Source organism: Aeromonas schubertii (assembly GCF_000820105.1).
Classification (GTDB): Bacteria; Pseudomonadota; Gammaproteobacteria; order Enterobacterales; family Aeromonadaceae; genus Aeromonas; species Aeromonas schubertii.
Map to the genome: position 1 here is coordinate 197,647 of NZ_CDDB01000039.1, position 17,735 is coordinate 215,381.

General features: G+C 64.3%; 15 protein-coding genes. 5 read left to right on the plus strand and 10 right to left on the minus strand.

Translation table 11 applies throughout. The features are described 5' to 3' along the window. Nucleotide 1: 1 nt before the first annotated feature. The 4 genes from BN1133_RS07905 to BN1133_RS07920 form a co-directional block, all read right to left on the minus strand. A complete protein-coding gene (locus BN1133_RS07905; RefSeq protein ID WP_050665986.1) occupies nucleotides 2-1,108 on the minus strand; it encodes an alkene reductase in 1,107 nt (368 codons plus the stop codon). A gap of 139 nt (nucleotides 1,109-1,247) precedes the next feature. Continuing rightward, the gene (locus tag BN1133_RS07910; protein WP_082177953.1) at nucleotides 1,248-2,009 is read right to left on the minus strand and encodes a hypothetical protein; all 762 of its coding nucleotides are present in this window, start codon (nucleotides 2,007-2,009) and stop codon (nucleotides 1,248-1,250) included. Continuing rightward, nucleotides 2,006-3,304 carry a sphingomyelin phosphodiesterase gene (locus BN1133_RS07915; protein WP_050665987.1) on the minus strand — a complete coding sequence of 433 codons (1,299 nt, stop codon included), beginning with the start codon at nucleotides 3,302-3,304 and terminating at the stop codon, nucleotides 2,006-2,008. Before BN1133_RS07915 ends, BN1133_RS07910 begins: the two co-directional genes overlap by 4 nt. A 108-nt stretch (nucleotides 3,305-3,412) precedes the next feature. Further along, nucleotides 3,413-4,327, minus strand: a complete 915-nt coding sequence (locus tag BN1133_RS07920) for a cation diffusion facilitator family transporter (protein ID WP_050665988.1) — start codon at nucleotides 4,325-4,327, stop codon at nucleotides 3,413-3,415. 213 nt (nucleotides 4,328-4,540) lie between these two features. Between BN1133_RS07920 and ydiJ the strand changes: the two genes are divergently transcribed. From ydiJ to BN1133_RS07940, 4 genes are all read left to right on the plus strand, one after another. Beyond that, nucleotides 4,541-7,588, plus strand: a complete 3,048-nt coding sequence (ydiJ, locus tag BN1133_RS07925; RefSeq protein WP_050665989.1) for a D-2-hydroxyglutarate dehydrogenase YdiJ — start codon at nucleotides 4,541-4,543, stop codon at nucleotides 7,586-7,588. Continuing rightward, complete coding sequence (locus tag BN1133_RS07930) at nucleotides 7,588-8,073, plus strand: hypothetical protein (protein ID WP_050665990.1); 486 nt, start codon at nucleotides 7,588-7,590, stop codon at nucleotides 8,071-8,073. The genes ydiJ and BN1133_RS07930 overlap by 1 nt, the downstream gene beginning before the upstream one ends. 30 nt (nucleotides 8,074-8,103) lie before the next feature. Then, entirely contained in the window at nucleotides 8,104-8,544 is a 441-nt protein-coding gene (locus BN1133_RS07935) for a hotdog fold thioesterase (protein WP_050665991.1), read from the plus strand. A gap of 181 nt (nucleotides 8,545-8,725) precedes the next feature. Beyond that, nucleotides 8,726-10,627 carry a DEAD/DEAH box helicase gene (locus BN1133_RS07940; protein ID WP_050665992.1) on the plus strand — a complete coding sequence of 634 codons (1,902 nt, stop codon included), beginning with the start codon at nucleotides 8,726-8,728 and terminating at the stop codon, nucleotides 10,625-10,627. An 85-nt stretch (nucleotides 10,628-10,712) separates the two neighbouring features. On the opposite strand, the gene BN1133_RS07945 is transcribed toward BN1133_RS07940, so the two are convergent. Both BN1133_RS07945 and BN1133_RS07950 read right to left on the minus strand, forming a co-directional pair. After that, entirely contained in the window at nucleotides 10,713-11,426 is a 714-nt protein-coding gene (locus BN1133_RS07945; RefSeq protein ID WP_050665993.1) for a substrate-binding periplasmic protein, read from the minus strand. Nucleotides 11,427-11,443: 17 nt separating this feature from the next. Continuing rightward, entirely contained in the window at nucleotides 11,444-12,316 is an 873-nt protein-coding gene (locus tag BN1133_RS07950; RefSeq protein ID WP_050665994.1) for a sterol desaturase family protein, read from the minus strand. A gap of 211 nt (nucleotides 12,317-12,527) precedes the next feature. Here BN1133_RS07950 and BN1133_RS07955 point away from each other — a divergent pair, with 211 nt between their 5' ends. Continuing rightward, nucleotides 12,528-13,673: a GGDEF domain-containing protein gene (locus BN1133_RS07955; protein WP_050665995.1), complete on the plus strand. Its 1,146-nt coding sequence runs from the start codon at nucleotides 12,528-12,530 to the stop codon at nucleotides 13,671-13,673. Nucleotides 13,674-13,678: 5 nt separating this feature from the next. On the opposite strand, the gene uhpC is transcribed toward BN1133_RS07955, so the two are convergent. From uhpC to rnk, 4 genes are all read right to left on the minus strand, one after another. Further along, complete coding sequence (gene uhpC / locus BN1133_RS07960) at nucleotides 13,679-15,001, minus strand: MFS transporter (RefSeq protein ID WP_050665996.1); 1,323 nt, start codon at nucleotides 14,999-15,001, stop codon at nucleotides 13,679-13,681. Continuing rightward, complete coding sequence (uhpB, locus tag BN1133_RS07965) at nucleotides 15,001-16,506, minus strand: signal transduction histidine-protein kinase/phosphatase UhpB (RefSeq protein ID WP_050665997.1); 1,506 nt, start codon at nucleotides 16,504-16,506, stop codon at nucleotides 15,001-15,003. The genes uhpC and uhpB overlap by 1 nt, the downstream gene beginning before the upstream one ends. Continuing rightward, on the minus strand, nucleotides 16,506-17,096 hold the full coding sequence (uhpA, locus tag BN1133_RS07970) for a response regulator transcription factor UhpA (RefSeq protein ID WP_050665998.1): 591 nt from the start codon (nucleotides 17,094-17,096) through the stop codon (nucleotides 16,506-16,508). Before uhpA ends, uhpB begins: the two co-directional genes overlap by 1 nt. Before the next feature lie 95 nt (nucleotides 17,097-17,191). Next, nucleotides 17,192-17,599 (minus strand): nucleoside diphosphate kinase regulator, encoded by a 408-nt coding sequence (gene rnk / locus BN1133_RS07975; protein ID WP_050665999.1) that lies wholly within the window; start codon nucleotides 17,597-17,599, stop codon nucleotides 17,192-17,194. Nucleotides 17,600-17,735: the final 136 nt, after the last annotated feature.

Consider the following 17,735-nt stretch of genomic DNA (forward strand, 5'->3'; position numbering starts at 1 on the left):
ATCAGGCGGCCGAGCCGTCGGCCCTGGGGTAATCGGTCAGCCCCTTGGCGCTGCCGCCAAACAGGGTGGCCGGATCGTGCTGGGCCCAGGGTTGATCGCGGCGGATCCGCTCCGGCAGGTCCGGGTTGGCGACGAAGGGGCGGCCAAAGCCCACCAGGTCGGCCCAACCCTCGGCGATGGCGGCGCGGGCGCGTGCCGCGTCGTATTTGCCGGCGTAGATGAGGGTGCCCGGATAGGCCGCACGCAAAGCCTGTTTGAAGTCGACGCCCATCAGGGGGGCATCGTCCCAGTCAGCCTCGGCGATGTGCAGGTAGACCACGCCGAGCTCGCCGAGCAGGCGCGCGGCGGCGGTGTAGGTCTGCTCGGGATCGGCGTCGACCGTGCCGTTGAGGGTGGTGAGCGGCGCCAGACGCACGCCGACCCGCTCCATGCCGATCTCGGCGCCGACCGCCTCGACCACCTCGCGCAGGAAGCGCAGGCGGTTGTCGAGGGAGCCGCCGTAGCAGTCTGTGCGGGCGTTGGATTCCGAGTCGAGAAACTGGTTGATGAGATAACCGTTGGCCCCGTGCAGCTCGATGCCATCAAAGCCCGCCGCCATGGCGTTGCGGGCCGCCTGGCGAAACGCCTGCACCACGTCGGCAATCTCTTGGACCGAAAGGGCGCGTGGAGTAACGGTTTCCACAAAGCCCGGGGCATTGTCCTTGTCCACAAACACCCGCACCCCCTCGGCGCGCAGGGCCGAGGCGCTGACCGGTTGGGCACCGCCTATGTTGTCCGGGTGGGTGACGCGACCCACATGCCAGAGCTGGGCGAAGATGGTGCCCCCGTTGGCATGCACCGCATCGGTCACGGTACGCCAGCCGGCCACCTGCTCGGGGCTATAGATGCCGGGGGTCCAGGCGTAGCCCTTACCGAGGGGGGAGATCTGGGTGCCTTCGCTCACGATAAGGCCGGCACCGGCACGCTGGGCATAATAGGTGGCCATCAGCTCGGTGGCCACGTCGCCAGGCTGGGCGGCGCGCGAGCGGGTCATGGGCGGCATGACGATGCGATTGGAGAGGGTCAGCCGGCCAAGGGTAAAGGGGGTGAAGAGGAGATCGGGTTGCATGGGGAGCCTCGAGAGGTGTCAAACAGAGGGCTCCAGCATAGGGGGCGTGTTATTGTCAAAAAAGGCCATTAACAGCAAAGCAGTGCTGCATTTATCGCAGCAATAGAGGGAGAAGAGGGGGCATGAGCCCCCGCTGTGGTTATTCCCGAACGGGTGTGGCGGGCGTAAAGAAGTCGCGCCGAAAGCGTCCGATGGCCGCTTCCCGCTCGGCCTGCCAGCTCGCCTCATCCATGGCGTCCCGGCGCAGGGCCAGGTTTGCCTCCAGCTCGGCCAAGGCCTCCTGGTAGTGGCGGCGCTCGGTCCGTTGGGCCTGTTGCTGCGCCTCGAAGGCGAGGGTGGCACTGGCCTGCTCCCTTGGCAGAAAGTGGCGTGCCATCGGCGCCACGGGATCATCGGGCCAGAGCTGACGCGCCTGCTGCAGGCGGGCTGCGGGATTGAAAAGATCGGGAGCCAGGGCCGGCTCATCGTGAGCCCACTGATCCTGCAGGCTCGAGAGCGCGGCCAGGCGCTCGCCCTGCGAGAGCCCTTCGGTCGCCTCGGCGAGGGCCTCCAGGGCGAGGGCGTAGCGTCCTTGCACCAGCAGGGCCGAGGGCAGCTCCCCGAGCAGGGACGACAGGGCCGCCACCTTGTCACTGAGGGGGGCGTCGCTCGATTGCGCCTCCCCGGCGAGCAGGCTCTCCTGCCCGGGACTCAGCGGTGGCAAGGGCTCGACAGCCGGCGCGGTCGCAGCCGCGGGCGGCGTGCTGGGCGCCTGTCGAAGCGTCTCCTGCGCGAGCGGGTGGGCCTGCGGCGCGGGAAGCGGGGCCCCGGGCGCGGCACCTGTTTGTGCGGGGCCGTCTGCGGGCCACAGCAGCCAGACGCCGAGCAGGCAGAGGGCGAGCGCCCCCAGCCGCGCCTTCATCGACTCACCTCGGCCTGTACCGGGAAGTGATCCGAGAGGTTGCTCTCGGGCCAGATCCCGGCGGCGCTGGTACGCGGTATGGCCACCGTGTTGCGGTTTGCACTGGCCGGGGCGTAATCCTGGCTCACCATGACGTAGTCCAGATACTCCACGTTGGCGCCACCCGAGAGCAGGCCGCCGGAGTAGGCGTTGACGCGCGGATCGAAGGTGGCATCCCAACCGGCATAGCCGGGCTCGCCGGCGTTGAGGCCCGCCAGCATGCCGGCGTAGTCGTCCGGGAACTTGCGCTTGTTGACGTTAAAGTCGCCCCCATAGAGCACTGTATCCCCCTTGGGGATGGCCAGACGCGCGGCGAAGTCGCGGATCTGGCGGAACTGGGTCTGACGGATGGCGCGGGCGGCGTCGGTATCGAAGGAGGCGGCATGGGTGGCGAACAGGTGCCAGGCCTTGCCCCCCTTGATCACCTCGGCATAGACCACCCCCTTGTCGGCGAAGCAGTCGGTGCCGGTGCAGTCGGGATAGACGAACTGGGCCTCGCGCACTATGGGGTAACGGCTGACGATCACCACGCCCCCGTCGTGAATGTTGATGCCGGGCTTGTCGAGCACCTTGGTCTGGTAGGGATACTCCCTGGCCAGTGCCTGCAAGAAGGCGTCGCGCCGCCCGTCGAACACCTCTTGCAGCAGCAGGGCGTCATACCCCTTGAGGTGTGATGGCAGCAGGGCCAGCCGTTCGCCGATGCGCTTGGCGATGACGGGAAGGGCCCAGATGTTGTAGGTAGCGACCGAGAGGCGCCCCTCGTCGGGTGATGGGGTGGGCGCACTCTGGGGCGCCGTGATCTGATAGTCGAGATCGTCATAGCGGCCGGTATAGCGGGCGGCAAAGGCGAGTTCGCTGGCGCCGGAGAGACGATGGATGGTGCGATCCGACAGCCAGCCCGAGCTGCTCTCCTCGGTGGCGCCCCCGTGGCGCAGGCTGGTGTTCCACCAGGTGCCGACCATCTCCTGACTCAGGGTGTAGCGGCTGCCGTCGGCGGTGGTGACCCGGGTCTCGAAGCGATCGACCTGACCGGCCTTGACCCCCTCGTAGCGGTTGAAACTCAGTACCATGGCCCGCTCCCAGGGACCAAGTTCCTGGCGGTGCTGGGTCCACTGACTTCCCTCTTGCAGGGGGCCATCGTGGCGCACCTCGATCTGAACCGGCTCGGGGCCGTTATTGGTGAGATAGACATCTGTGTCGGCCAGGGCGAAGGCGCTGGTGAGCAGCAGAGGAAGGGCTAACCGGGCGTGGTACATGAGTGACTCCTTGTCATTGGATGGAATGTGCCCGTGTTATGCCGGGCACAGGAGTCACTTCATTTACATATTTGTTACAACTCGGTGAAAGACCCTATATGGGGGGGATCACAACCAGCGCTTCTCGGCGGTGAAGCAGACCGATAGCCAGGCATCTCCCAGGGTGTCGCCGAGGCGGCTCCAGAGCTCCTGGCGCAGGGCATCCTGGCGGGCGATGGGCCACTCCTGGCCCTGGGGCACCAGAATATTGAGTTCGAGATCGAAGCGGCGGCCGCTCTTGGCCAGATGGCTGTAGCACTCGACCCCGTAGCGATCGCGAAGGGCCTGCACCTCTTGGTGCACCCTTTGCTGTACCTCCCCCCTGGGGGCGATTTTCAGCACCTCGCGCAGATTGCGTCCGAGTACCTTGATGGGGATCAGGGTGGCACACAGGGCCAGCACCGAGACCAGCACAGGGTCGATATAGCGGTTGTAGTGGCCATAACCCGCCTGCTCGAGGAGCAGGGCGATGACAAATCCCACCAGCAGGGTGGCACTCAAAATGGTGTCGACCAGCCACTCCTTGGCATCGACCCGCACCAGCTCGGAGCCGGTGCGCCGTGCCACCTTGGCCTCCAGGGTGTAGATCCCGGCACAGAAGAGGGTTGAGATGCCGGCGTAGAGCAGGGCGTGGTCGAGCGCTATCTCTCGTCCCCCCTGGCGCAGTGCGGTGATCCCCTCCCCGAGGGCAACCAGACAGAGGGTCAGTATGAGGGCGCCATTGATGACGTTGGCGATGGGCTCGAAGTGGGCATAGCCGTATTGGAAGCGGGCGTCGTGGGGGCGGGTGACCAGATAGGCGGTGACCAGACCCAGACCCGTCATCCCCATGCTGAAGAGGGTGAAGATGCCGTCGAGCAAGATGGCATGGGAGCCGACAAACAAACCGTAGGCGATGCCGAAGGTGGCAAAACCGATACAGCCAAACAGAGAGAGGGTGAGGGCCTGTTTCTCTGTACTGATAACATGGCTAAGAGAAGCCATAACAATCCTCCATAGGTAGTCAAACAAGGTGGTGGAAAGGTGCCTGACAGGCTTGATCCCGCCGCCGTCGTGGCTGGTATACTGCCCGCCGACGAATAACAAGATGTGAGCGAATGTCGGACGGCGTGGATGCCGGCCGCATTGTGGTCGCCGGAGCGCCGGCTGGAGCAGCATGTCGACTGACATGGTTAAACAAGCAGGGAACAAGGATTCATGATCCCGAGACTCGATTATCAAGGCAGTGTGTCCCCTCTCGTCCTGGCTTTCCTCGATGCCTTGAGGGCAGGAGGCTTTCAGGGCGATATGGACAGGTCATATGCGGGCCGGCTCGCGATGGCGACGGACAACAGCGTCTATCAGGTGACGCCCCAGGCGGTGCTCTTCCCAAGAGACGCCGACGACATCAGCCGTATGCTGACCCTGGCACAGGAGTCCCGCTACCGGGAGCTGACGTTTTCTCCCCGGGGCGGCGGCACCGGCACCAATGGCCAGTCTTTAAGCGCCGGCATTATCGTCGATCTCTCCCGATATATGAACCGGATCATGGAAATCAATCCCGAGCAGGGGTGGGTGCGGGTCCAGGCGGGGGTCATCAAGGATCAGCTCAATGCCGCCCTCAAGCCCCACGGTTTCTTCTTCTCTCCCGATCTCTCCACTTCCAACCGCGCCACCATAGGCGGCATGGTCAACACCGATGCCTCGGGGCAGGGCTCACTCGTTTACGGCAAGACCTCGGATCACGTGCTCGGTCTCAAGGCGGTGCTGGAAAATGGCGACATCATCGCTACCGAGCCCCTCAAGGGCGCGCGTCTTGCCGACAAGCTGGCCCTCAAGAGCCGGGAAGGGGAGGTCTATCGTACCCTCTATCGCATCGGCCGCGAGCGCCGCGCCGATATCGAGGCGACCTTCCCCAGGCTCAACCGTTTCCTGACTGGCTATGATCTCAAGCACCTCTATGACCCCGCCGAGGATGCCCTCGACGTGAGCCGGGTGCTGTGCGGCTCGGAAGGCTCCCTCGGTTTTATCGTCGAGGCGCGCCTCAACATCACCCCCATCCCCCGCTTTCGCACCCTGGTCAACGTCAAGTACGACAGCTTTCCGTCAGCCCTGCGCAGCGCCCCCTTTATGGTGGCGGCCGAGGCCCTCTCGGTGGAGACGGTGGACTCGCGGGTGCTCAACCTGGCCAAGGCCGACATCATCTGGCACTCGGTGAGCAGCCTCATCGAGGAGGTGCCGGGCAAGCGGATGGACGGGCTCAACATCGTCGAATTTGCCGATCTTGACGAGGCCGAGCACGCCGCCAAGGTCGCCGAGTTGTGCCGGCGCATCGACGCGCTGATGGCACGCGGCGAGGCGGGCATCATCGGCTATCAGGTGTGTGACCACCTGCCGAGCATCGAGACCATCTATGCCATGCGAAAGAAATCGGTGGGGCTGCTTGGCAATGCCGACGGGCGCAAGAAGCCGGTCGCCTTTGCCGAGGATACGGCTGTGCCGCCGGAGTCCCTGGCCGACTTCATCATGGAGTTTCGCGCCCTGCTCGACGAGCACGGCCTCGACTACGGTATGTTTGGTCACGTGGATGCCGGCGTCTTGCACGTGCGCCCGGCCCTGGACATGTGCGATCCCGAGCAGGAGGTGATGCTGCGGCGCATCTCGGATCGGGTGGTGGCGCTGACCGCCAAATACGGCGGCTTGATGTGGGGCGAGCACGGCAAGGGGTTCCGCTCCGAGTACGGTCCCGCCTTCTTCGGTGAGTTGTGGGAGGAGCTGCAGCGAGTCAAGGGGGCATTCGACCCCAATAACCGTCTCAATCCGGGCAAGATCTGTACCCCCTTCGACAGTACCGCCGAGCTGGTGTCGGTGGACGGCCCCAAGCGTGGCAAGTATGACCGCCAGATCCCGGTGGCGGTGCGCGAGAGCTACACCCGGGCGCTGGACTGCAACGGTAACGGTCTGTGCTTTACCTTCGAGACCGACTCCCCCATGTGCCCCTCGGTCAAGGTGAGCCGCGACCGGCGTCACTCCCCCAAGGGACGCGCCGGCCTGATGCGCGAGTGGCTGCGCCAGCTGGCCCTGCAGGGATTCGATCCCCTCGCCGAAGAGGTGGCCCTGCAGTCGGGCGGTGTACGCTTCAAGCAGATTGTCGACAAGGTGCGCAACACCTGGGCTCGCTCGCGTGGTCAGTACGACTTCTCTCACGAGGTGATGGAGGCGATGGAGGGGTGTCTGGCGTGCAAGGCGTGCACCAGCCAGTGCCCCATCAAGGTGGATGTGCCGAGCTTTCGCTCCCGTTTCATGCAGCTCTACCACAGCCGCTACCTGCGCGCCCCCAAGGACTACTTCGTCGGCACGGTAGAGAGCTATACCCCCCTGATGGCCAAGGCGCCGCGCATGGTCAACTTCTTCCTGGAAAAGGAGTGGATGCAGAAGGCGAGCGAGAAGGTGCTCGGCATGGTGGATGTGCCCCTGCTGTCGGTACCGACCCTGGCCGAGTCGCTGCACGACCACAAGGCGCGTTACTTTGACTTGCCGGGGCTCGAGCGCATGAGTGCCGAGCAACGCCAGAAGGTGGTGCTGATCGTGCAAGATCCCTTCACCAGCTACTACGATGCCCCCGTGGTGCGGGATCTGGTGCACCTGTGTGGCAGGCTCGGTTACCAGCCCTACCTGCTCCCCTTCAAGCCCAATGGCAAGCCCCAGCATGTGAAGGGGTTCCTGCGCGCCTTTGCCCGCACCGCCGCCAACACGGCCCAGTTTCTGGGCAAGGTGGCCCGCCTCGGGGTGCCCCTTATCGGGGTCGATCCGGCCATGGTGCTCTGCTACCGGGACGAGTACGTCAAGGCCCTGGGGGAGGCGCGCGGTGAGTTCAAGGTGCTGCTGCCCCAGGAGTGGCTGCTCTCGCTGCCGGCCCCCGAGGTTGAGGCCAGCGGTGACGAGCCATGGTACCTGTTTGGACATTGCACCGAGAAGACCGCCCTGCCGGCCAGCACCCAACAGTGGAAGCAGGTATTCGAGCGCTTTGGTGCCCGCCTCGAGGCGGTGGCGGTGGGATGCTGCGGCATGGCCGGTACCTATGGCCACGACGCCCGCCATCTGGAGCGCTCGCGCGCCATCTATGGGTTGAGCTGGGCCGAGCCCCTCTCGCGGCTGCCCAAAGAGCGCTGCCTCGCCACCGGCTATTCGTGTCGCAGTCAGGTGGGACGTATGGAGGGGGAGAAGCTCAAGCACCCGCTGCAGGCGCTGCTCGAGCGGCTGTGATGCTCAAACCCAGCAAGCGCTTCCTGGTGCCCGAGGAGTACTGCCACGCCCGTTTCGTGCTCAAGGGGTGTGGCGAGGCTCAGGCGGTGGTGGAGTATGTGGCACTGATGCGCGAGCGAGAGCGGCTGCATCAGCTGTTTCGCTCCGATGACCCCTGGCCGTCGGCGCACTTCTCCCTGGCCCAGCACGAGGCGGATCTGGAGTGGCAGGTATCGGAGTTTCGCGCCCGTCGCTCCTTTGTCTACTCGGTGTGGGATGCCGCCGAGACGAAGCTTATCGGGGGCGTCTACCTCTACCCCTCGCTGCTGCCCGGGGTGCAGGTGGAGGCCTTCTTCTGGCTTGTCGGGGAGGCCCCCATCGATGAGGAGAGCTTTGGCCTGGCGCTACGGCGCTGGCTGGTCAACCGCTGGCACTGGAAGCAGCCCGTGTTTCCCGGCCGTGACATGCCCTGGGTAGAGTGGCCCGGGGTCACTTATCCCTGGTAGCCGAAGGCTACACCTGTGTAGAGAAGAGCAATGTCTATCTGGAAGAAACCCATGAGCCTGGCGGGGTTGGAGGCGAGTTCGCACAACACCCTGATGGCCCACCTCGATATTCATTACAGTGGCTTTGGCGACGACTGGATTGCCGCCACCATGCCGGTCGACAGTCGCACCCACCAACCGCTGGGCATGTTGCACGGGGGCGCCTCCGTGGTGCTGGCCGAGACACTTGGGTCGATTGCCGCCAATATGGCGGTGGATGGGGATCACTACTGTGTCGGTCTCGACATCAACGCCAACCACATACGTGCCAAGCGCGAAGGGGTGGTGACCGGGGTGACCCGTCCGGTGCATCTGGGAGCCACCACCCAGGTGTGGCAGATAGAGATAAAGGATGAGCGGGATCGCCTCATCTGCACCAGCCGGATCACCATGGCGGTACTCAAGGCCAAGCGTTCGGGCAGCACCCTCTGAAGCGCGTGCCAGAGCACTGGTTGAAAAATCACCATGCCAATCGTGCCACACAGGCATATACTTGCCATGTCTTTGAGATGCCAATCACATTTTTCAAGACAGCCGGAGAAAGTGGCGCTATAATCGCCGCCTTTTTGCTATTCTGCGGTGTGAACCGCCTGCCTTAAACCTGGAAGAATCTATGTCTGATACCGAACAACTGCCCCTGTTTGACGAGCTGGGATTGGCCGCGCCCATTTTGAAGGCGCTGCATGACGTTGGCTACGAGCGCCCGTCACCGATCCAGGCCGCCTCCATTCCGCCGCTCCTGGCGGGTCATGATCTGCTGGGGCAGGCTCAAACCGGTACAGGGAAGACCGCTGCTTTCGCGCTTCCGCTTTTGTCTCGCCTGGAGGCGGGCAATCGCTCTACCCAGATTCTGGTTCTGGCTCCGACCCGTGAGCTGGCCATCCAGGTCTCCGAGGCGTGCCAGCGTTACGCCCACCACATGCCCGATTTCCACGTGCTGCCCATCTATGGCGGCTCTTCCTACGACACCCAGATCCGCGCCCTGCGTCGCGGTGCCCAGGTGGTCGTCGGTACCCCGGGTCGCGTCATGGACCTGATCCGTCGCAAGAGCCTGGATCTCTCCGGTCTGAAGGCCCTGGTGCTGGACGAAGCGGACGAGATGCTGCGCATGGGCTTTATCGACGACGTGGACTGGATCATGGACCAGTGCCCGGCCGGTCGTCAGGTTGCCCTCTTCTCTGCCACCATGCCGGAGCAGATCCGCCGCGTGGCCCAGAAGCACCTGAAGAACCCCAAAGAGATCAAGATCGCCTCCAAGACTGCGACCGCGACCACCATCCGTCAGCGTTACTGGCAGGTGACCGGCTCCCACAAGCTGGAAGCCATGACCCGTCTGCTGGAAGTAGAGCCCTACGAGGCCCTGCTGGTGTTCGTGCGTACCAAGAACGCCGCCGAAGAGCTGGCCGGCAAGCTGGCCGCTCGTGGCCATGCCTGTGAAGCCCTGCACGGCGACATCCCGCAGAAGCTGCGTGAGCGTACCGTCGAGAAGCTGCGTCAGGGTCAACTGGATATCCTGATCGCCACCGACGTGGTCGCCCGCGGTCTCGACGTCGAGCGCATCACCCACGTGGTGAACTACGACATTCCCTACGATACCGAGTCCTACGTGCACCGTATCGGCCGTACCGGTCGTGCCGGTCGTAAGGGTGAGGCCATCCTGTTTGTGGCTCCGCGCGAGCGTCGCATGCTGCGTTCTATCGAGCATGCGACCCGTCAGAGCATCGAGCCGATGAAGATGCCGACCACCGCCGACATCAACCAGCACCGCCTGACCAAGTTCAAGGAGCGCATTCGCGAGACCATGATGGGTGAGGAGCTCGAGACCTACTACGAACTGGTCAACGAGCTGGTGCAGGATGAGTCTGTCGACCCCATCGAGCTGGCTGCCGCCCTGGCCAAGCTGGTGCAAGGGGATCAGCCCCTGCTGCTCGACGAATCCAAGCCGGATCCGCTGCTCTCCCAGCCGCCCCGCGAGTTCGACCGTCAGCGCGACTTCGGTGACCGTGACTTCAACAACCGCGGCGAGCGCGACTTTAACCGTGGCGATCGCCCGGCCCGTCGCATGCCGGGTCTGGAGCCGCGTCCGCTCAAAGACAATCCTGACGTGAAGATGGAGCGTTTCCGCGTTGACGTGGGTTCCCATCACGGCGTCAAGCCGGGTCAGATCGTCGGCGCCATCGCCAACGAGGCCAACCTCGAGAGCCGCTTCATCGGCAACATCGAGATCGCCGATGACTTCTCCACCGTCGACTTGCCCAAGGGCATGAGCGCCGAGGTGATGGAAGTGCTGCGTCGCGCCCGTGTCTGCCAGCGCCCGCTGATGATCACTCCCTACACCGAAGTACCGGAAGGGACCCGCAGCGCTCCCCCGCGCCAGTTCCGTGACCGCCCCTTCAACAAGGAGCGCCGTCCGTTCAAGGAGCGTCGCGAAGGCAATGGTAACCGCGAGCACGGCAACCGCGAAGGTGGCTTTGACAAGCGCAAGTTTGGTAACAAGCGCCGCGAGCACAACTGATCATACTTGGGTAACACCGGGTGATATGATGAGGGCCGATCCACGATCGGCCCTCTCTTTTTTGCATTCGGTGATGTCTTGCCGGTTATTCCATCAGCTTTTTCACCGCCTCCCGGGTCAGCGCCTGATTGAAGCGGGCCAGTGCCTCCCGCCCCTGGGGAGTGTCGGTGAAGCAGACATGCAGGGTCTTGTCCTCCAGCAGTCGATCGTTGAAGCCGATCTTGTCGGCCAGCCCTTGCAGCTTGGGATCGCTTTGCAGCAGAAAGCCCATCACATTCTTGTCGATCACCGCGAGATCCAGCCGCCCGTTGCCCAGTTTGAGCAGGTTTTGGGCATCCGAGGTGGTCGCATCGACACTGAGAGCCTTGCTGGCTACCCGATTATCAAAGTCGACGGTGTTCACATAGCCGGTCACCACGCCTATCTTCTTGCCCTTGAGATCGTCCAGGCTCTGCCAGGTGACGGGGTTTGCCTGTTGCTGGGCAAAGCCGAGGGGGCCATGGCCGATGGGATCCGAGAAGAGGCAGGGGCTCTGGGGATCCTGGTACTCGGGAAAGTAGCCCACCACCTCGGGATTGGCCTTGGCCTCGTCCACGGCTCGCTGCCAGGGGAGGAACTTGATGGTGAGCGTCTCTCCGGCCGCGGTGAAGGCGGCCTTGACCACTTCGCTGGTCTTTCCTTGCCCGGGCAGGGTCGCCCCCGTGTAGGGAGGCCAGTCCAGGCTGGTGAGGGTGACAGCCTGGGTGGCCGTGGCGGTGAGCAGGGGCAAGATGGCCTGTGCGAGTCGACTCCTGAACATGGGGATATCTCCGGGGATTAGGGTTCCCTAAAGATAGCCTTCCCGGGCACGCTGTCATGTTGGCGGGGCAGCGGGGGACCAAACAGTACCCCGAGCCGCTCTCGCCAGGGGAGGGGGCGCGCCTCACGGAGCATGTCGCGCCACTCATGGAAGGTGAGGGTGATGGGGTTGAAGCTGTGAATGGGCTTGGTGATGCCATAGCGGCACGGCGTGGCCGGATCCTCTTCCACGAAGGTACCAAAGAGGCGATCCCAGATGATCAGCACGCCGGCGAAGTTGCGATCGATATAGCCCGGATTGCTGGCGTGGTGGACCCTGTGGTGGGAGGGGGTGTTGAGTACCCACTCGAGCCAGCCCAGGCGCCCTATGACCTGGGTATGGACAAAGAACTGGAAGGCGAGGCTCAGGAGCACGGTGGCGACGACCGCCTCGGGAGGAAAACCGAGCAGGATCATCGGCAGCCAGAAGAGCCACATCCCCGAGACCGGGTACATCAGGCTCTGGCGAAAGGCCGTGGAGAGGTTGAGGCGCTCCGAGCTGTGATGCACCACGTGGGAGGCCCACAGCCAGCGCACGTGGTGGCTGGCGAAGTGGAACAGCCAGTAGCAGAGATCCTGTAGCAAGAAGAGCAGCAGTACGCTCCAGAAGGTGAGCGGGATGTCCAGCAGGCGCCATCCCCAGACCGCATCATAGATGTGGGTGATGAGCAGGGCGGCGAGCAGATCCCCCCCCTGGTGCATCAGGGCCAGGGTGGCGTTGGCCAGCAGATCGCGCCACTGGTAGCGGGCGGTGGGGAAGCGCTCCCCGTGACGATGCAGGTACCACATCTCGGCTCCGATAAAGAGCAGGAACAGGGGGGCCAGGTAGAGGAGGATCAGCTTCACATCCATATGAGTCATCCTTGTCGATGTTTTGCCCAGCATACTGCACTTTTTGCATTCGATTAACAGGCGGCGATCCCCCTTTTGGGGGGCTTTTGGGCCGTATCTGCGGGGAACAATGATGAGGATGTCAAAAGTGTTGTTACCGTCATGTTTCAATAGGGACACGGCAGCGGCTTTTCCATATACTCCCGTCAGTGTTGAGTCAGGTTAGACAAGCATGGATGCAGCTCTCTCCCATACCGATACTCGCCTCCTGATACTGATGGTTTTGTTTGGCTATGTGCTGGCCTTTCTCACCCTCACCCTCACCTGGCGGGCCTATCGTCAAATCCCGGGTATTCACTTCTGGTGGGCAGCCAGCCTGATGGCGTTGGCCGGCCTGACCGGTTTTGTGGTGGGTACCCAGCTCACCCTCCAGTCGGGGTTGTGGGCCGGTAATCTCTTCTTGTTGCTTCATGCGGCCCTGATGCTGGCGGGGGTGCGTGCCTTCCTGCAACTTCCCAACGAGTGGCAACGCTGGTGCGGCGGCATGTTGCTGCTGATCGGATTGCTGGGTTTGAGTCATTGGCTAGGGATGCCGCGAGCCTCGCTGCTCCTGATGGCGATCGCCTTCTCGGGGTTTGGCTCCATGCTCATCTGGCAACTGGCGCGCCACGGGGGGCACAACTATCGCCTGGTGATCCTACTGCTGGGGCTGGTGACCCTCTCTCTCACCCTCTTCGTGTTGATCAACACCCTGCTGATGAGCGGCATACCCCTGCCCTGGGATCATCGCGCCGCGATCATCACCGCCTGTCTGGCCATGCTGGTGGCCGGTTACCTGACTCCAGTCGGTGTCTTGCTGCTCTGTATTCAGCACCACACCCTCGCCCTGCGCCAACAGGCTACCCATGACCCGCTGACCGGGCTCTACAACCGCCGGGGGCTGCACCAGAGGATGCGCACCCTGATGGAGCGGGCACCACTGGTGGTGGCCATGATGGATCTCGACGACTTTAAACAGATCAATGACAGGTTTGGCCATGAGATGGGGGATCGGGTACTGCAGGGGGTGGGCCGCCAGCTGCAGCGCTTGCCGGGCACCGTTGCCGCCCGGATCGGGGGTGAGGAGTTTGTGTTGCTGATGCACCTCGATGAGGACCAGAGCTATCGGCTCTGCGAGCAGCTCTGTGCCGAGATAGCCCTGCTGAGCTTTGGCGAGGTGAGGGTGACCGCCAGCCTGGGGGTGGACCGCATCCTGGCCGGTGAGCGTTTGGAGGCGGCACTCAAGCGGGCTGATTTCGCCCTCTACCGGGCCAAGCGCCTGGGCAAGAATCGGGTCTGTGGCCCCGAGTGCCTGGACAAGATGCCGTCCGGGCTCTGAGGACGTCAGCCCGGTTGGCGAGGGGCCTGGGCCCGCAGGAAGGGGAGCAGCAGCAGGGCCGAGATGCCGGCGGCGATGGCGATCACCACGAAGAAGCCTTGCCAGTGCCAGATCTCCATCACCCTGGCCAGGGGGTAGCCCGAGAGGGCCGCGCCCATGTAGGCGAAGAGACCAACAAAGCCGGTGGCGGCCCCCGCCGCATCCTTGTGGGAGCACTCGGCCGCCGCCATGCCGATCAGCATCTGGGGGCCGAAGACGAAGAAGCCGATGGTAAAGAAGCAGGCCGCCTGCATCACGTAGGTGGCGAAGGGCATCAGCCAGAGTGAGCCCACCGAGAGCAATATACCGGCGGCGAAGATGAGGTTCATGGGACCCCGGTTGCCGTTAAAGAGCCGGTCCGATCCCCAGCCTGCCACCAGGGCGCCGACAAAGCCCCCCAGCTCAAACAGGGTCACTGCCGAGTTGGCCGTCACCAGATCCACCCCCAGCCGCTCCTGCATATAGAGGTTGCCCCAGTCGTTGATGGCGGCACGGACCACATAGACCAGCACATAGCAGCAGGCGAGCAGCCAGATATAGGGGTTGGTCAGCACATAGCGATGGAGGATCTGGCGCCGGGAGAGACCCGCCCCCTCCTGCTGCTGGGCCATCTCCAGAGCATCCTGTCGCCATACCCCCACGCTCGGCAGCCCGAGGGTCTGGGGCTTGTCCCGCAGTCGCCAGCACAGGAACAAACCGGCGGCAATGGCGCACAGCCCCGGCACTATCATGCCGGCGCGCCAGCCATAGTGCAGGGCCACGGTGGCCACCACCATGGGGATGAGGGCGCCCCCCACGTTGTGGGCCGTGTTCCACAGGGCCCACCAGCCCCCCCGCTCGGAACGCGAATACCAGGTGGTGAGCAGCTTGGAGCAGGGAGGCCAGCCCCATCCCTGGAAGAAGGCGTTGGCGACCCAGAGCAGGGCGAACAGCCAGAGCGAGGAGGAGAGACCGAACAGTATGTTGACCACACCGGTGGCCATCAGCCCCAGCCCCATGAAATAGCGGGGATTGGAGTGATCGCTGACGATGCCCGAGAAGAACTTCGACAGCCCGTAGGTGATGTAGAAAAGGGTGGCCAGCAACCCGATATCGGTGCGCGCTATGATGCCATTGGCCAGCATGTCGGGCATGGCGGCGTTGAAGCTCTTGCGGGTGAAGTAGAAGAGGGCGTACCCCAGATAGATAGAGAGCAGGATATGGCGGCGCCAATAGCGATAGCGCTGCGCTATTTCTGCCGGGTCCGTGATAGCCGGGGCCCAGGCCGGGCTTCTTAAAAAACCGAACATCAGCGCTCCTTGTTACGTCTGCCGGGCAGGGTGACCGAGAGGCGGGTGCCGTGGGTACAGGAGAGGGAGAGCTCCCCCCCCATGGCCTGCAGCCGCTCGCGCAGGCCAAGCAAGCCAAAGCCCCGGGGGGTCTGATCCTGAGGCAGGCCGCAACCGTCGTCTTCGAGCACCAGATGCAGCCACTGCCCCTGATGCCAGGCTTGCAGGGTCACGGCGCTCGCGCCGGCGTGTTTGACCACGTTATTGAGCCCCTCCTGGCAGACCCGAAACAGGGTAACCCTCTGCCCTTCACTGAGTTGCTCCTCGTCGATGCGCCACTCCAGGTGAGTGACGATCCCCTGGGCTTCTAGCTCCATCTCCCGCAGCAGGGCGCGCACCGCCTGGGCCAGGGGGAGATCGTCGAGCTGGCGCGGGCGTAGCCGTCCCAGCAGGCGACGCACCGCATCATAGACCCCGAGGGAGAGCTGCTCGATGAGGGCGCTGCTTTGGGTCACGCCGGGGTTATCCGGTGCCAGCCGCGGCAGGATCCCCGCCTGGGTGCGGATGGCGGTGATGGTCTGGCCTATGTCGTCGTGCAGCTCACGGGCCACCTCCCGGCGCACGTGCTCCTCGGTCTCCACCAGTCGCTCGGCAAGCTGGCGATTGCAGGCGAGCTGGTGCTCGAGCTCGCCGTTGAGCTCGCGCAGACGCTGGATCCCGGCCCCCAGCAGTAGGCCGGTCAGGCTCTGGGCCAACAGGGAGAGAAGCAGGTCCACCGCATGATCGTGCCAAGTCTGGCCCGCGATAAGGGCGATGGCGTTCATCAGGGTGGCCAGCAGGGCTCCCTGCCAGCCATAGCGCCAGGCAAGGGCGATGATGGGCAGCGCGAGACAGAAGGGGGTGAAGCGGGCCAGCTCCTTGGGCAGCCCCAGCTGCAGGGAGAGACTCACCGCGAACAGTAGCAGATACCAGATGAGGTGACGGGCGCGCCAGGCCACCGGTTGGGCCACCAGGGCAGGGCCCAGGGGCTGCCAGCTGGCTCGGGTCAGGTAGTGCCAGATAAGCAGGCAGGTGGGGGCCAGTGTGAGGCCACCGGTGAGGGTGAGCAGCAGGGCGGTGAGCCCATCCTGGCCAAACCAGAGCAAGGATTGCAGCAGGGCCGCCGCCACCAGGGCCGCCCCTTGCAGCAGCAGGGTGTGCCACTCGTCGGCACGGCGCCACTGATGGGCCAGCGCCACCGGCAGCAGGGTGAGCAGGGAGCCGGCCACCAGCCAGCTCGCATTGGGCATGCCAACCTGGCTATGGAGCCAGGCGATGAGCCCCCATTCACTGAGCTGCAGCACCGGCCAAAACCGGCGCGGGCATTGCAGCATCAATCCCAGACGCAGGCCGAAAGGGAAGAGCAGGGCGGCCAGCTCGGGGCGCTCGACCAGATGCAGGCTGATGCTCCAGAGGCAAAACCAACCGGCGCTGAAGATGATGCTGCCGGAGAGGGCCAGGGGCAGCAGGCGGGGAAGGCGGTACATCACCAGTTGTCAAAGAGGCGGCGAGCCAGCTCGACATTGTTGCCCACCCCCAGCTTCTCCATCAGATTGGCCCGATGCACATGCACCGTCTTGGGAGAGAGGCCGAGCTCGGCGGCGATGGCCTTGACCTCCATCCCCTGGGCGAGGCGCTCGGCCACCTGGCGCTCGCGGCTGGTCAGGGGATCCTGACGCGCACAGGCGAGCTTCTGGGCGATCTCGGGGGTGAGGTAGCAGCCGCCGCTGGCGGCGGTGCGCACCGCCGCGATCAGCTCGTCCGGGTGGCAGCGCTTGGAGAGAAATCCTTTGGCGCCGGCCTTGAGCGCCTGCTCGATGAGGGCGGGGCTGTCGTGCACCGACAGCATGATCACCGCCAACCCTCTAGGCAGCTTGCTCAACAGGTCCAGCCCCGAGATATCGGGCATGGAGATGTCACAGATACAGACCCGGGGGGCGCAGCCGGGCAGGCCGGCCAGTGCCTCCTGGCCCGAGCCAAATTCGCCCACCACCTCGAGATCGGGCTCGAGGGAGAGCAGCTGGGCAAAGCCGGAGCGCACGATCAGGTGATCGTCGATGAGGGCGATGGTGATCATGGTGACAACCGAAATAGGGAGGAGGCGCTACCTTACCCCTGGCCATGGCCCGACTCAAGTCGAAGCGGCGCCTCCCTTGATCTGTATTCCCCTTTTTAGCGGTGCAGCTCGCCGGCACGCTCCGGCTGATAGAGCACCTCGAGGATGCGAATCCGCAGGGGCTGGCCGGCAGGACCCGGCCATGTCATCTCATCACCCACCGTCAGGCCAATCAGGGCCGAGCCGACCGGGGCCAACACCGAGATGCGCTGTGGATCTCCCTGCACATCCTTGGGGTAGACCAGGGTGAGGCTGTGCTCCTCACCGCTGCTCTCCAGACGAAAGCGAACGGTGGAGTTCATGGTCACCACATCGGCGGGCATCTGTCCGGGCTCGAGGACCTCGGCGCGACTGAGCTCCCCTTGCAGGGGATGGTTGAGGGCCTGCTGGGGAGGCAGGCTCTCGAGTAGTCGCTCGAGGCGCGCCAGATCGAGGGAGGAGAGGATGATCTTGGGTCGTTGCATGGGGTGACTCCTTGCTGTTTGTCCATATGGTCAAGGGCTCGCGACCACCCAAAGTGGCGCAAGCTGGCGAAAGAAGACGAGGCGCCCCCGGTCGACGGGGCGGGCCGGGGGCTTAGGAGGGGGTGGCCCTGAAGAG